The organism is Arthrobacter sp. MYb227 (assembly GCF_002975435.1).
Taxonomy (GTDB): domain Bacteria; phylum Actinomycetota; class Actinomycetes; order Actinomycetales; family Micrococcaceae; genus Paeniglutamicibacter.
In genome coordinates this window covers 73,240-86,422 of the sequence record NZ_PCPT01000004.1, presented here as the reverse complement: position 1 = coordinate 86,422, position 13,183 = coordinate 73,240, and the positions used below count along the sequence as shown (strand labels likewise).

The following is a 13,183-nucleotide window of genomic DNA, read 5'->3' as shown; positions in this document are numbered from 1 at the left end:
ACGGTGGGCTCGACAATTTTCATTGCCGACCAGACTTCCCGGCGCACCTAGAGGTTTAACCCTACGGCACCGAGTTAGTGTTCGGTCCCAAATTTTCCGCGCATTCGTTCGTGCATCTTCTGGCTTGCGGCATTTAACCCTTGGATTTCAACGACTTTTCCGTGTTTCTGATATTTTGCTGTGATTGCATCAAGTGCCGCGATAGTTGAGGCATCCCAGAGATGGGAGTTGTACATATCGATCACAATGCGATCTGGATCGTTCGCATAATCGAATTGGATGAAAAGATCGTTGGAGGAAGCGAAAAAGAGCTCACCATTGACTTCATACGTGGCAATTCTCTGACCGAGGCGTTCCTCGATGCATCGATCCACGGTGACCAAATGGGCTACTCGATTGGCGAACAGGACCATTGCTGTGAGTACCCCGACCCCAACGCCGAGTGCCAAATTGTGTGTCCAGACCGTGACGATGACGGTAAAGAGCATGACAGTGGTTTCGCTCTTGGGCATCATGCGAAGGGTGGAAGGCCTGATACTGTGCCAGTCAAAGGTTGCCACGGAAACAAAGATCATCACGGATACCAGTGCTGCCATCGGGATCAGCGCCACAATATCGCCCAAGGCGACGACCAAGATCAGTAAGAATATCCCGGCCAGGAACGTTGAGATACGGGTGCGGGCACCGGAGGCCTTGACATTGATCATTGTCTGGCCGATCATCGCGCAACCGCCCATACCGCCGAAGCAACCGGTAATGATGTTTGCAACGCCCTGCCCCCAAGATTCGCGGGTCTTATTCGAGTGGGTGTCGGTGACATCATCGACGAGTTTTGCGGTCATCAGGGACTCGAGCAACCCGACGAAGGCCATGGCCAACGCGTAGGGGAAGAGAACTTGCAAGGTCTCGAGGTTCAGCGGAACATTGGGTAGAAACAGGTGTGGCAGGCTTTCTGGCAAATCTCCCTTGTCTCCGACCGTGGGAATGGTCAGGGACGCAAATACAGCAATCAGTGTCAGCACCACGATGGCGACCAACGGGGCCGGAACCGCCGTGGTGATTTTGGGTAGCCCGAAGACTATGAGCAGCCCCAGCGCGGTCAATGGGTAGACAAGCCAGGGGACGCCAATCAGTTCGGGTACCTGGGACATGAAGATCAAGATCGCCAAGGCATTGACGAACCCGACCATGACTTGCCGGGGAATGAAGCGCATGAGCTTAGCCACGCCCAGCAGCGCGAGGAGAACCTGGAAGATTCCAGCGAGGATCACCGCTGCGATGAAGTAGTCAACGCCATGGCTTTTCACCAGCGGGGCAATGACCAGCGCGATGGCGCCCGTCGCGGCGGAAACCATTGCCCGGCGGCCGCCGAGAAAAGCGATGGACACCGCCATGGTGAACGAGGCGAACAGTCCGATGTGGGGATCGACCCCGGCAATGATGGAAAAAGCGATTGCCTCGGGGATGAGGGCCAACGCCACCACCAACCCGGCGAGGACCTCGATCTTGAGCAGCCTAGGGGATTTAAGGGTGTTAATGACCGACTGGCGTTGCTCCGGTGAGGGAATGAGGTGTCCTTCTGCGGTTTTCGTAGCCATTGAAGGCTCCGTTCTGAATCTGGGTAGGAGGCGTTCGAGCGCTAAAGTACATAGAATCAGCTGGAGTCCGCGCAGTATTGCGCTGTACAAGTTGTGACTGCGACGAGGAATGGCCGCAGCGATGCACTGAACAATTCCAACTCTACCCTAACGTAAGGGTAGAGTTGGGAGTCTAGGAGAATTCAACACCATGACCAAGTCCACGCCGCCAATGACTGCCGGGCCAAGAATGCACATTGGCGAGCTATCCGAGGCCACCGGTCTTTCCCAGCGCACCATCCGTCACTACGATGAGGTGGGCCTGCTTCCTGCTAGTACACGTAGCGAGGGAGGCTTTCGCGTTTATACCCCCACCGATCTGCAGCGCATGCTGGTGATTCGATCCATGAAACCACTGGGCTTCAGTCTGGAAGAAATGGGCGAGTTACTGGACACCGTCGACACCCTAGCCCTGAATAAGAGCAACCCGGAAGCCCGGGCAAAGCTCGGTGAATTTATCGCCAGAGCCGGCGAAAAACGCGATAAACTCGCGTTGAATCTACAGCGGGCCGAGAAGTTCATTGAAGAACTTCACGCCAAATAACCCGTAATTTTTTGCCTCCAGCGGGCTCAACGTGCACATCCTTGGACGCGTGTGGTGAGTATTCTGTTCGCTATAGAAGTCACGCTGTGCGGCAAGCCCCAGCCAAAACCGTCACCGAATCGATGACTGGTCCTAGTAGCCGATAAGCTGGAAGTCATGAGTGCACCACTAAAAGTCGCCGTCATTGGCGCGTCAGGACGTATGGGAGCCGAGGCTGTCAAGGCAGTTGGCGCCGCCACCGATATGGAACTTGTTGCAGCGCTGGGCCGCGGTGACAAGCTAGAAACCATTCTTGAGGCGGGGGCAACCCACGTGGTTGACCTTTCGGTTCCGGGAAGCACCGAAGAAAACGTGCGCTTTGCGGTAGCCAACGGCCTTCATGCGGTAGTTGGCACTACCGGCTGGGATGATGAAAAGCGCGCATCGCTAACCGCGTTGCTTGCCGAACACCCGGAAACTGGTGTGCTTATTGCCCCGAACTTCGCGTTGGGATCGGTATTGGCCTCGGCCTTCGCGGCAACTGCATCACGCTACTTTGAATCGGTGGAGATCATCGAGCTGCACCACCCGAACAAGGTTGATGCACCCTCGGGTACCGCGGTACGCACCGCCGAACTGATTGCCGCCGAACGCGCGGCCGCAGGTGTGGCTCCAAGCCCAGATGCCACCGAGACGCAGATTGATGGCGCACGCGGCGCAAACGTCGATGGTATCCACGTGCACTCGGTACGTCTGCGCGGACTAGTAGCCCACCAGGAAGTATTGCTCGGCGGCGCAGGGGAGCAGCTGACGCTACGGCATGACTCCTATGACCGGGCCTCCTTCATGCCAGGTGTTCTGTTGGGTCTGCGCGAAGTAGCGGCACGTCCGGGACTTACCTATGGCCTTGATGGATACCTTGAGTTGGGACGCTAGAACCGCATGAAAACCAAAATCTGGGTCGGCGCTATTCTGCTGCTTTTTGTCTTCTATCTTGTTGCGGCATTTGGCTCCGCTGTGCGGTTCATTACCGCTGCCGAACCGCTGGCCAAGGTGATTGGCGTTGCCGCGTTGGTCATCCCCTTGGTTGGCGTATGGATACTGATCCGTGAAGTGCTCTTTGGCTCACGCACCCAAACCATGGCAGGAATCCTGGAATCGGAGGGCTTGCTTCCGGAAGATAACCTTCCGCGTACCCCCTCCGGCCGCATCGTGAAGGCCGCCGCCGATGAGGACTTCGTGCAGTACAAGGAAGAGGTTGAGGCCAACCCCGAGTCTTGGAAGTCTTGGCACCGACTGGCTCTTGCCTATGACGCTGCCGGGGACCGCCGCCGAGCGCGCGATTCCATGAAAACTGCCATTGGTTTCTACGTAGCGAGTACCAAGAAGTAAATATTATTTGCTGGTAGGTGTGAACCAGTTTGTTGTGGCCGTGGCCCCGAATCGTCTGTGCAGATCGTTCGGGGCCACAGTTATATGCTGAATCAATGACACGAATCTTGCACCTAGCCGAGCTCGAGCATTGGCAGTGTGCCCAAGCCAGCGGCGAATACACGCAGTCAACGCGCGGAGCCGTGCTTGAAAATGTTGGGTTCATCCATTGTTCGTCGCCCGAGCAGCTTCCGCTGGTTGCCGCCTTTATCTATGCGGATTTCACCAATGGATTGGTGGTCTTAGAGCTGGACGCCGCTGCGATTGCGAATGCAGGTGTTGAGATTCGGATGGAAGATGGCGGGAACGGGGAGCCGTACCCACATCTCTACGGATCATTGCACACTGAATGGATCAGCAAAACCTACCCCGCAGAGATGGCTGACGGCGTATTGATTGCACCGACGCTCCACAGCGAACCAAGATGATTTCATTGACTTTTACAACTGCCCAAATCAAGAACAAAAAGCTGATGCTCGGTTTCCGGTAGCTACAGCGATCTTGATGTTGCTTGCCCCGGTGCCCGCATTGTTGACGCCGACCACCGTATTTCTTGGACCCGAAGCTTAAGGATCAATCGGAGCACCGCGTAGTACAAGAAACATGCTATTCGGCGAAGATGGCCCTGCCTCGTGTGCACTAACGAGGTCCCTGATGTGGTCAGACAAATACCGAAAGCAAGAGCACACACAGGAGCCCAACGACTGAAATGAGGGTTTCCATGACAGACCATGTCTTGATGGTTTCCCAAATAGTCAAACCAAAGTATTCCTTCACCAGCCAGAACCCCGCGTCGTTGACGTGGGAGAAGAAGAGCGAGCCAGCTCCCACCGCCAAGACCACCAGGGCCAGTTGTGTTGCAGGCAGTCCCGCCGCAAGCGGTGCAACGATTCCCGCTGCGGTAACCGTAGCTACTGTTGCCGAACCGGTTGCCACACGAATCAGCACCGCCACAATCCAACCCAGGACAAGCGCCGAAAGGCTCATCGCCACGGCTACCTTGCCGATTGCGGTGCTGGTGCCGCCATCAACCAAAACCTGCTTGAAGCCGCCTCCGGCACCCACAATGAGCATGACTCCAACAATGGGAAGCAGGCTCTCACCGATTTTCTTGCCCAGCATCTTTGCCGTGAAGCCCACCGAGGTGCCAAAGGTAACCATTGCTAGTAGCACTGCAATGAGCAACGCAACCACCGGGTCGCCGATGATGTTCAGGACCTTGTACGACGGGCTGGTTGGCTCAACCCACAAATCTGCTGCTGCGCGCAGCAACATCAAGAACACCGGGGATAGCACTGTGACAAGGGTCCAACCGAATGATGGCACACGCTTGGCGTCGGCCGAAGTCTCACCGGCCGGAGACTTCGGTGCGACTACATCCCCGGCCAGATGTTTACCCGGTTTGAGCGCTGCGGTACCGGTGCCGGTCGACGCGTTGGAGGTTTCGGTGGCTCCGCCACCCACGAAGGCCAGGCCAGCACCGGCAGGGCCGATCGGAACCCAATGCGCTGCCAAGTGACTGAAGAGCGGACCACAAATTGCCACGGTGGGCACCGCAACGATCAGGCCGAATGCCAAGGTAATGCCAATATCTGCGTTGAGGATGCCAACAGCCGCGACCGGGCCGGGATGCGGTGGGATAAAGCCGTGAAGCACCGATAGACCAGCTAATGCCGGGATCGCCAGCAACATGGCCGGACCCTTGGATCTGTGGACTGCAAGCATGACGACCGGAACCAGCAGCACCAGACCGACCTCGAAGAACATGGGAATACCAATGATGCCGGCGATCAACGCCATCTTCCACGGTAACGAGGCCTTGCTTCCATGCAGCAGCGTGTCAACGATCTTATCCGCGCCACCGGAATCCCCCAGCAATTTGCCCAGCATGGCACCCAAGGCAATCAGCACGCCAACATATCCAAGCACCCCGCCCACACCAGTCTCAAAGGACTTGGTGACATTCGCCAGCGGGATGCCAGAGAAAATTCCTACGAGTAGGGAGGCAATCGTCAGGGCAAGGAATGCATGCATCTTGGCCCAGATGATGAGTACCACCACCAGTGCGATACCCAGGACTGCAACAATAAGTACTTGGGTATCGTGGGCGGCCCAAGGTTCGTGCATTTTGTCGGACGCTGCGTCGGCAAGGATGCTGACGCCCAGGCTGAAGGCATTCATTTTTAGTCCAAAGGGTTAGAAGTTCCAAGTCCCAAGGCATCGATGATGGATTGGACGATTTTTCGCGGGGCCGGACCGATATCGACTCGGATGGCGGGCTCGTCATCCTGTGGTTCTTCGAGGTCGGTGAACTGGCTCTGCAACAGGCTGGCTGGCATAAAGTGGCCCTGTCGTGCTGCAAGGCGTGCGGCGATCTGTTGTTGCGTTCCTGCCAGGTAGACGAATTCAACGCCGGTTCCGCGTCTGTTCAGTACCTCGCGGTAGGAACGTTTCAACGCCGAACAGGTAATCACTCCGTGTTTGCCTGAGTCGAGTTCCGCTTCGATCCAATCTGCAACCTCGGCCAGCCACGGCCAACGGTCTTCGTCGGTCAGCGGGTGTCCGGCATGCATCTTCTCAACGTTTGATGCTGGGTGGAGCGAGTCGCCCTCTTCGAACTCCCAGCCGAAACGGCCCGCAAGTAATGCTGCAACGGTTGTTTTCCCACACCCCGAGACACCCATGAGAACCAATACCCGTGGATCGTGCCCAGCTGCATTGCTTGTGCCGCTCATATGCTCATAATGGCACCGCAATGATCCAAAGTCAGTAGTAGTCAGGTTCTTTGCTGGTGGAACCAACTAACTGTTCTACGCTGGTTTGATGAGTGCTGATTTGACGTGGGATGGGTACATTAACGCGAGGGATCTGGGCGGTTTACCGACACCATATGCCACTGGGGGAGTGACAGTTCCGGGAAGAATCGCTCGTGGACCGCGCCGCGAACGACTCACTATCGCCGGATGGGACGCAGCGCGCGACTGGGGTCTTTCCTCGGTGATCGATCTTCGTTGTTCCTATGAGGTGGGAGCGCAAGATACTGATCCGCAGGTCCCTGAAACCGTATTCAATGATCTGGAGATCTTTAATGTGCCAACAGAGGACCATCTGGACACCGAGTTCCAACGGGTCTGCTTTCCGATCCTTGACTCACCGGAATACTGGAGCCACAACTGGCGACTCCAGCCGGATTTAGTACGCGCAGCCCTAGAAGCAATCGCAGGCGCCCGTCCAGGAACACTCATCCACTGCAGTGCCGGACGTGATCGCACGGGAATGATTTGTACGTTGCTCTTGGGCCATGCCGGGGTGCCTGCTGAAATCGTCGCGGCCGACTACGCCGCATCTGTGCGGGCCATGGCAGGGACCGCAAACCACTCGCCGACCGTTGATCAACAGGCAGGATGGTCCTCTGAAGAAGTCGAGGGTTGGCTCGTAGATAAGCTGGCAATCGTGCGGGATGTTGCCGCTGAGGCCACAGATATTCTCAGTAGCCTCAAGGTATCGGGGAGCACGCGTGAATCATTGCGCTCAATGCTCACCGACGTTTAGCTGAATTCGCCCGAAACGCGTGGAATAATCATCAGATGACCTCAACAAATGCGCGGATCGGCAGACATGATAAGCCCGTGACAACGTGGGTGCTGATGCTGGCGGGACTGTTGATCACCTTGTACATGCTGCTGATTGGCAGCAATGGTAATCCGGCTTTCTCGTGGTTCCTGGCGGCACCAGCTGCGCTAGGTCTGCTCGGTGCATGGTTCGCCGCACGCAATGACAGCCCGGGGTGGATGATCGCCTCCGGTGTGTGGGGCATCGCCTTGATTCCGGCGTTGATCTTTGCCATTACCTTGATTAGTGGCCCATAACGGTGCCGCCGAGCGCCGCGCCACCGGAAGTTCTCCCCGTCGCCGCTTCAGGATTTAGGCGGAATGATTGAGCGCCCGATTTAGCCCTTAAATGGTGTACCACTCACATGCTCAAGCCCCGGTAGCTTGTCTCCATCACTTCCATCCAGCGGTATGTAATCAACCGAATGCAGGACTCCACCCTCAAGCCAGAGTTCTAAGAGTCCGAAGCCCAATTCCGCACCGGAGACGTCCAAGAATGCGAAGGGGCCGCCGGAGAATTTGGGAACCAGTGGTAGCGCCCTCTCGGGTGGAATCTGAATCAAGAAACATTCGCAGCCTTCAACGCTGTAGCCACCCCAGCGGGCATGAACCAGTTGCTCACGGGCTTCCGATGAACCTTTCCAATCTCCTGCGCACAAGCGAGCGAGCAACGCCTTCTCAAGTGAAGTGAGCGGATCGCCGGGTTCTCGGACGATGAGACCAGTAGCCATTGATGAAGTTCCTTGGGTTGAGGTAGGTCGTCGTGATTCTTCGTTTGGGCGGACGAACGACGGATGCCTAGCTGGTTTCAGCTATTTGCTTCCGGAAAGAGTTCTGGCGACGCTGTGCACCAGCGCCTCGAGCGGCCCACGACGATTAATGAATTTCAGCAGCAAGCCGAGCAAGAGCGTCGCCACAACAAAAATAATGAATAGCACCGGTCGGGGGAGGCTGGCCGAAACATCGCTGAACAGATCTAGTGCGACTAAATGGCCGGCATAAACGGTCAGCGTTGCGGCCCCGGCCCCGGTCAGTGGCCATAGGATCATTTCGCCTACGTTGCCAAGCACCGCGGTGAGTGCAAGGCAAAGCAACTGCGCGGCACCTAACACTGCCAGTGCGCAACCCGTCACGTGCAGGATATCTAGTGGAGCTCCGCTGTGCGGTGCCGAGATCGCCAAGAACCACGGGGTATTGATGGCACCATCGAGGCGTTGACCCGTCACCAACGCCACCTCAAGACCATTGGCATGGAGTTCGGTTGCGGTACGTAGCACCTTGAGGGCTCCTGGCTGATCGAGCAGCCACGCCGAGGCAAGCTTTGAGCCAACGGCAATGAGCGATCCAGAGATGAATAGTCCAAAGGCAACCGGTGGGCGCGCCAAGGCCAGACGGCCAACAAAAAGACCGGTGAGCAGGAAACCAAACCAGATAAGTAGCGGGTAGTAACCGGTCAACAATAGATCGGCGATGAATGCTAGGGGCGTTGCAAGATCGCTAAGAACCGGGGAAGCACCAAGTCGGTAGGGATCAATGGCATTTTCAACCCAGGGACGGGCCACGTAATAAAGTAAGGGGGTCAGCAGTAGCCAGCCGGCGGCCCACCAGCCTAGCGCGCGCCTGCGCATGTTGATAAATGGAATGGCAGCCAGGAATAGCAGTCCGTAGTGGACAAGGATGACAGCAACATTCGTATCGAGCATGCCAAGCCCAAAACCCAGCAGGGCAATGAGCCAGGCCCGGATTAAGATGTTCAGCCTGAGTGAACGCAATTTACTAGGCGCCGGACCGTTTGGCCCACCACTGAGCAAGGCTAGGCCAACACCTGCAAGTAGCACGAATAGCGCGGAGGCCCGCCCGGAAAATACAGCTGCCGCGGCCGTTGGCTCAAAGGTTCCATTGGACAGGGCCATCCGCAACGGCAGAATGTGCACGGCTATCATGCCGATCAGCGCCACACACCTGGCAAGATCGACGCCAAGAATCCGTTGCGAGGTACCGCCCGCGCGAGATACTCGCTTGCCCCCGGGGTTCTTTCGCGAAGAGGTTTCGGTCATATCTTCAGCCTATTGCCTTGTGCCGAATCAACCCTTAGGGCGCGCAAAGTGTAACGTAGGAGTCATGGCTGATATTGCGTTGAATACCCCTGGTAAGAATTACACCTTCGGAACGGTGCTCACCGCCATGGTGACCCCCTTCAAGGATAATGGGGAGGTTGACTACGATGCAGCTGCAAAGCTAGCCAATAAACTTGTTGATGATGGCTGCGATGGCCTGGTCGTCACCGGCACCACCGGTGAAACCTCAACGTTGACCGATGCTGAAAACATTGAAATGTTTGCCACGGTCGTGCGTGCAGTTGGTGACCGTGCCAAGGTCTTGGCCGGTTCCACAACCAATGACACAGCACACTCGATTCGCCTGTCATTGGGAGCCAAGGAAGCCGGAGTACACGGCATTCTTGTCACCACCCCTTACTACAACAAGCCCTCACAGGCCGGCGTCATGGCCCACGTTGAGGCAATTATCAATGCCACCGGCCTGCCGGTGATGCTTTATGACATTCCGGGCCGCGCGGGTATCGCCCTGGCACCGGAAACCATTATCGAACTTGCCAAGAACCCACTGGTTGTTGCGTTGAAGGATGCCAAGGCCGACTACCAGTCGACAACCATTGTCCTGGCCAAGACCGACCTTGATGTTTACTCGGGTGATGACGGACTGACCCTGCCACTGATGGCAGCCGGCGCAGCAGGCGTTGTCTCGGTAACCGCACACGTGGCAACCGCCAAGTACCGCACCCTGGTAGATGCCATGCACGCCGGGGATCTGGCAACCGCTCGCGCCACCCACTTTGAACTTGATCCAATCCAGCGCGCCGTGATGAGTCACATCCAGGGCGCCGTTGCAGCAAAATATGTACTTCACTGGCAGGGTGTCCTGCCGAACACCGTGGTCCGACTGCCTCTTTTGGCTCCGTCGGAAGCGGAACTCGAAACCATCCGCACCGATTTGCGCGAGGGCGGATGGGAGCTCTAGAAAGGTAAGAAATTCATGACCGAATCCTCACTAGCGGCAGCAGATATGGTGCTCCATAGCCTGCCGCCGAAGCTTGAGAATGGCACCTTGCGAATCGTCCCGCTCGGTGGTCTGGGCGAGGTCGGCCGCAACATGGCCGTCTTCGAAATCGATGGCAAGCTGCTGATCGTCGACTGTGGTGTGCTCTTCCCCGAGGAGCACCAGCCGGGCGTGGACTTGATCCTGCCCGATTTCAGCTACATCAAGGATCGCCTCGATGACATCGTCGGTGTTGTGCTCACACACGGCCACGAGGACCACATCGGTGCCGTACCGTACCTGTTGCGTCTGCGTGGCGATATCCCGCTGATCGGCTCCCGTCTGACCCTGGCGCTGATTGAAGCAAAGCTGCAGGAACACCGGATTCGTCCGATCACCTTGCAGGTTGAAGAGGGCGATGTTGAGAACCTCGGTCCCTTCGAATGTGAATTCGTTGCGGTCAACCACTCGATCCCGGACGCCCTTGCCGTCTTTATTCGCACCTCCGCGGGTTCAGTGCTGCACACCGGTGACTTCAAGATGGATCAGCTGCCGCTCGATGGTCGCATCACCGACCTGCGTCACTTTGCCCGTTTGGGTGAAGAGGGCGTAGATCTGTTCATGACCGACTCGACAAATGCCGACGTCCCCGGTTTCACCACCGCGGAAAAGGAAATTGGCCCGGTTCTTGAGGGACTCTTCGGTCAGGCACGCAAGCGCATTATCGTTGCCTCGTTCTCCTCGCACATTCACCGTGTGCAGCAGGTCATCGATGCTGCGGCAATGCACGGGCGCAAGGTTGCCTTCATTGGCCGCTCCATGGTCCGTAATATGACCATCGCGGAAAAGCTTGGCTACCTACATGTCCCTGCCGGCATCCTGGTTGACATGAAGAACGTGGATAACCTGCCGGATCACAAGGTGGTGCTGATGTCTACCGGTTCGCAGGGCGAACCGATGGCAGCGCTTTCGCGTATGGCTAATGGCGATCACAAGATTCAGGTTGGCCCGGGCGATACAGTCATCCTTGCATCCTCGCTGATCCCGGGCAATGAGAACTCGGTCTTCCGGGTGATCAATGGCCTGATGCGTCTTGGCGCGGATGTCATTCACAAGGGCATGGCCAAGGTACACGTTTCCGGACACGCCTCGGCCGGCGAGCTGTTGTACTGCTACAACATCGTCCAGCCCAAGAACGTCATGCCGGTACACGGCGAGACCCGCCACCTGATCGCCAACGGCCGCCTTGCTGCGCAGTCGGGTGTCCCCGCGGAGAACATCCTGCTCACCGAGGATGGTTCGGTGGTTGACCTCAAGGATGGCGTGGCCGAGCTCGTGGGCCAGGTTGACTGTGGCTTTGTCTACGTTGATGGTTCCAAGGTTGGCACCATTACCGATCAGGACCTCAAGGACCGCGTCACGCTTGCCGAGGAAGGTTTCATCTCCGTTATTTCGGTGATCAACCGTCAGAGCGGAAAGCTGATTTCCGGACCGGATATCCACGCCCGCGGCGTGGCAGAAGATGATTCGGTATTTGATGACATTAAGCCAAAGATTGCAGCAGCAATCGAAGAGGCTGTACGCAATAACCCAACGCACACCACTCATCAGTTGCAGCAGGTTGTTCGCCGTGTCATCGGTTCATGGGTTTCGCGCAAGCTGCGCCGCCGCCCAATGATCGTTCCGGTGGTTTTGGAAGCCTAAGGTTTCGCCAAGGGGCGTTTTGCAAAGCTTTTAAAAAAGCTTTGCAAAACGCCCCTTTTTGGCGTACGGCAGTAGATTCCTGGTGCGGCTGCATCTTATATTTCCGAAAGTTAGCCGCGGCAAAGCGAAGCTATGCGGAATTGATTTGGTGGAATTGACCAATGAAAGGTCTTAATAAAATGCAGTTGTACAACGACTGGAACCGAAGTATTGAGTCAATTGTGTCGTCCGAAGATGAAGGCGTTCAAGAAGCTTGGACCAAACTAGCTGACATGAGTACCAAGCTCTCAAAGCATCTAAACGGAGTAACTCTATGGAGTTCGGTCACCGCGGGTGCCGCACTATCCGTCCTATTGACTTGGGGTAGCGATTTAATCGTTCGAAACGTTTCGCTAATCTTCTTTGGTGTGTCGATTTTAGCGCTTTTGATTACTGCTACTCATGTTCAACCACGTTTGCTAAGGCTTTCTCACTGGTTGAGAGAGCTTGAGCGCGCGGAACGAATTGTGGAGCAAGCGGTTCTCGTTACTTCGATTTCCCTGCATCCACAACTCTTGATATTCGCTTCATCAGTTGCGGAGAGTCTGCTGGACGAAACGAAGATTTCGAAGATGGTCTATAACTCGACCAAGATGGATGAGGATGTTAATAAGCACAAGCGCTTGGCTCAGAGTTATGCAGCAGGTCTTGCCTGCACGCGTATCAATTTTGAAGGTATTAGGAAGTCCATAGAATTTGAGGTGGATGTGACTATTGACAGAATACGTTCTGAAGCCACAGCGATTCTTAGGGAAACAGCTAATATAGCGGAAGTAGGAGATCAAGCCTCTGAACTTCGAAGTTGATCTCATTCCTGTGCGTTGGCGTCGATTGGTCAAAGCCGATTTGGAAGGAAAAATCAGGATATTAATTTTACGACTTTTAAGGAAGTCGTGCGCACTGGATCAAATCGTATGACCTTAAAATTGCTGCGGGATACTCGGACAGCTGCTCAGCTGCCGTCTCAGCGCTTCGGTTTGTGGTGTTTTAATGATTCGTCGAAGTAGCTGAAGACCGCGTCCGTGCGATTCGTGCTTTATGCGTCCGAAGTCGACGATCTTGGGAAAGCAGCACTCTGTTCGGAACTCAGGGATGCCAACTCTGGAATCCATGCGCATATGGCTGGGCTATTGACTGACGAATTGAGTAGTGAGGTAACACGGGAAGCTTTGGCTTAACTC

General features: G+C 56.1%; 14 protein-coding genes. 9 read left to right on the top strand and 5 right to left on the bottom strand.

Annotated features, from left to right (window positions below):
• Positions 1-74: 74 nt before the first annotated feature.
• Positions 75-1,598, bottom strand: coding sequence for a SulP family inorganic anion transporter (locus CQ018_RS10320; RefSeq protein WP_105549927.1), 1,524 nt, complete (start codon positions 1,596-1,598; stop codon positions 75-77).
• Positions 1,599-1,788: 190 nt separating this feature from the next.
• Between CQ018_RS10320 and CQ018_RS10315 the strand changes: the two genes are divergently transcribed.
• The 4 genes from CQ018_RS10315 (at position 1,789) to CQ018_RS10300 (ending at position 4,019) form a co-directional block, all read left to right on the top strand.
• The gene (locus CQ018_RS10315; protein ID WP_105549926.1) at positions 1,789-2,181 is read left to right on the top strand and encodes a MerR family transcriptional regulator; all 393 of its coding nucleotides are present in this window, start codon (positions 1,789-1,791) and stop codon (positions 2,179-2,181) included.
• Positions 2,182-2,337: 156 nt separating this feature from the next.
• Entirely contained in the window at positions 2,338-3,096 is a 759-nt protein-coding gene (dapB, locus tag CQ018_RS10310) for a 4-hydroxy-tetrahydrodipicolinate reductase (RefSeq protein ID WP_105549925.1), read from the top strand.
• A 6-nt stretch (positions 3,097-3,102) separates the two neighbouring features.
• Positions 3,103-3,552 carry a tetratricopeptide repeat protein gene (locus CQ018_RS10305; protein WP_105549924.1) on the top strand — a complete coding sequence of 150 codons (450 nt, stop codon included), beginning with the start codon at positions 3,103-3,105 and terminating at the stop codon, positions 3,550-3,552.
• Positions 3,553-3,647: 95 nt separating this feature from the next.
• Positions 3,648-4,019: a DUF952 domain-containing protein gene (locus CQ018_RS10300; protein WP_105549923.1), complete on the top strand. Its 372-nt coding sequence runs from the start codon at positions 3,648-3,650 to the stop codon at positions 4,017-4,019.
• Positions 4,020-4,251: 232 nt separating this feature from the next.
• Here CQ018_RS10300 and CQ018_RS10295 read toward each other — a convergent pair whose 3' ends face one another.
• Both CQ018_RS10295 and CQ018_RS10290 read right to left on the bottom strand, forming a co-directional pair.
• Positions 4,252-5,772: an SLC13 family permease gene (locus tag CQ018_RS10295; protein WP_105549922.1), complete on the bottom strand. Its 1,521-nt coding sequence runs from the start codon at positions 5,770-5,772 to the stop codon at positions 4,252-4,254.
• Positions 5,773-5,774: 2 nt separating this feature from the next.
• Positions 5,775-6,326, bottom strand: a complete 552-nt coding sequence (locus tag CQ018_RS10290; protein WP_105549921.1) for a gluconokinase — start codon at positions 6,324-6,326, stop codon at positions 5,775-5,777.
• An 88-nt stretch (positions 6,327-6,414) separates the two neighbouring features.
• On the opposite strand from CQ018_RS10290, the gene CQ018_RS10285 reads away from it, so the two are divergent.
• The gene (locus CQ018_RS10285) at positions 6,415-7,143 is read left to right on the top strand and encodes a tyrosine-protein phosphatase (RefSeq protein WP_105549920.1); all 729 of its coding nucleotides are present in this window, start codon (positions 6,415-6,417) and stop codon (positions 7,141-7,143) included.
• Between the two features lie 35 nt (positions 7,144-7,178).
• Positions 7,179-7,460 carry a hypothetical protein gene (locus tag CQ018_RS10280; RefSeq protein WP_105549919.1) on the top strand — a complete coding sequence of 94 codons (282 nt, stop codon included), beginning with the start codon at positions 7,179-7,181 and terminating at the stop codon, positions 7,458-7,460.
• An 80-nt stretch (positions 7,461-7,540) separates the two neighbouring features.
• On the opposite strand, the gene CQ018_RS10275 is transcribed toward CQ018_RS10280, so the two are convergent.
• Both CQ018_RS10275 and CQ018_RS10270 read right to left on the bottom strand, forming a co-directional pair.
• A complete protein-coding gene (locus CQ018_RS10275; protein ID WP_105549918.1) occupies positions 7,541-7,933 on the bottom strand; it encodes a hypothetical protein in 393 nt (130 codons plus the stop codon).
• Positions 7,934-8,014: 81 nt separating this feature from the next.
• Positions 8,015-9,259, bottom strand: coding sequence for a heparan-alpha-glucosaminide N-acetyltransferase domain-containing protein (locus CQ018_RS10270; protein WP_105549917.1), 1,245 nt, complete (start codon positions 9,257-9,259; stop codon positions 8,015-8,017).
• A gap of 64 nt (positions 9,260-9,323) precedes the next feature.
• On the opposite strand from CQ018_RS10270, the gene dapA reads away from it, so the two are divergent.
• From dapA to CQ018_RS10255, 3 genes are all read left to right on the top strand, one after another.
• Positions 9,324-10,241 carry a 4-hydroxy-tetrahydrodipicolinate synthase gene (dapA, locus tag CQ018_RS10265; protein ID WP_105549916.1) on the top strand — a complete coding sequence of 306 codons (918 nt, stop codon included), beginning with the start codon at positions 9,324-9,326 and terminating at the stop codon, positions 10,239-10,241.
• Positions 10,242-10,256: 15 nt separating this feature from the next.
• A complete protein-coding gene (locus CQ018_RS10260; RefSeq protein ID WP_105549915.1) occupies positions 10,257-11,963 on the top strand; it encodes a ribonuclease J in 1,707 nt (568 codons plus the stop codon).
• 161 nt (positions 11,964-12,124) lie between these two features.
• Positions 12,125-12,808 carry a hypothetical protein gene (locus tag CQ018_RS10255; RefSeq protein ID WP_105549914.1) on the top strand — a complete coding sequence of 228 codons (684 nt, stop codon included), beginning with the start codon at positions 12,125-12,127 and terminating at the stop codon, positions 12,806-12,808.
• The last annotated feature ends 375 nt before the right edge of the window (positions 12,809-13,183 follow it).

Bases quoted from the DNA above. Each gene is read 5' to 3' on its own strand.
- CQ018_RS10260 (WP_105549915.1), top strand. From the start codon at position 10,257: ATGACCGAATCCTCACTAGCGGCAGCAGATATGGTGCTCCATAGCCTG.
- CQ018_RS10290 (WP_105549921.1), bottom strand. From the start codon at position 6,326: ATGAGCGGCACAAGCAATGCAGCTGGGCACGATCCACGGGTATTGGTT.
- CQ018_RS10275 (WP_105549918.1), bottom strand. From the start codon at position 7,933: ATGGCTACTGGTCTCATCGTCCGAGAACCCGGCGATCCGCTCACTTCA.
- CQ018_RS10255 (WP_105549914.1), top strand. From the start codon at position 12,125: ATGAAAGGTCTTAATAAAATGCAGTTGTACAACGACTGGAACCGAAGT.
- CQ018_RS10285 (WP_105549920.1), top strand. From the start codon at position 6,415: ATGAGTGCTGATTTGACGTGGGATGGGTACATTAACGCGAGGGATCTG.
- CQ018_RS10270 (WP_105549917.1), bottom strand. From the start codon at position 9,259: ATGACCGAAACCTCTTCGCGAAAGAACCCCGGGGGCAAGCGAGTATCT.
- CQ018_RS10280 (WP_105549919.1), top strand. From the start codon at position 7,179: ATGACCTCAACAAATGCGCGGATCGGCAGACATGATAAGCCCGTGACA.
- CQ018_RS10315 (WP_105549926.1), top strand. From the start codon at position 1,789: ATGACCAAGTCCACGCCGCCAATGACTGCCGGGCCAAGAATGCACATT.
- dapB (WP_105549925.1), top strand. From the start codon at position 2,338: ATGAGTGCACCACTAAAAGTCGCCGTCATTGGCGCGTCAGGACGTATG.
- CQ018_RS10305 (WP_105549924.1), top strand. From the start codon at position 3,103: ATGAAAACCAAAATCTGGGTCGGCGCTATTCTGCTGCTTTTTGTCTTC.
- CQ018_RS10300 (WP_105549923.1), top strand. From the start codon at position 3,648: ATGACACGAATCTTGCACCTAGCCGAGCTCGAGCATTGGCAGTGTGCC.
- CQ018_RS10320 (WP_105549927.1), bottom strand. From the start codon at position 1,598: ATGGCTACGAAAACCGCAGAAGGACACCTCATTCCCTCACCGGAGCAA.
- CQ018_RS10295 (WP_105549922.1), bottom strand. From the start codon at position 5,772: ATGAATGCCTTCAGCCTGGGCGTCAGCATCCTTGCCGACGCAGCGTCC.
- dapA (WP_105549916.1), top strand. From the start codon at position 9,324: ATGGCTGATATTGCGTTGAATACCCCTGGTAAGAATTACACCTTCGGA.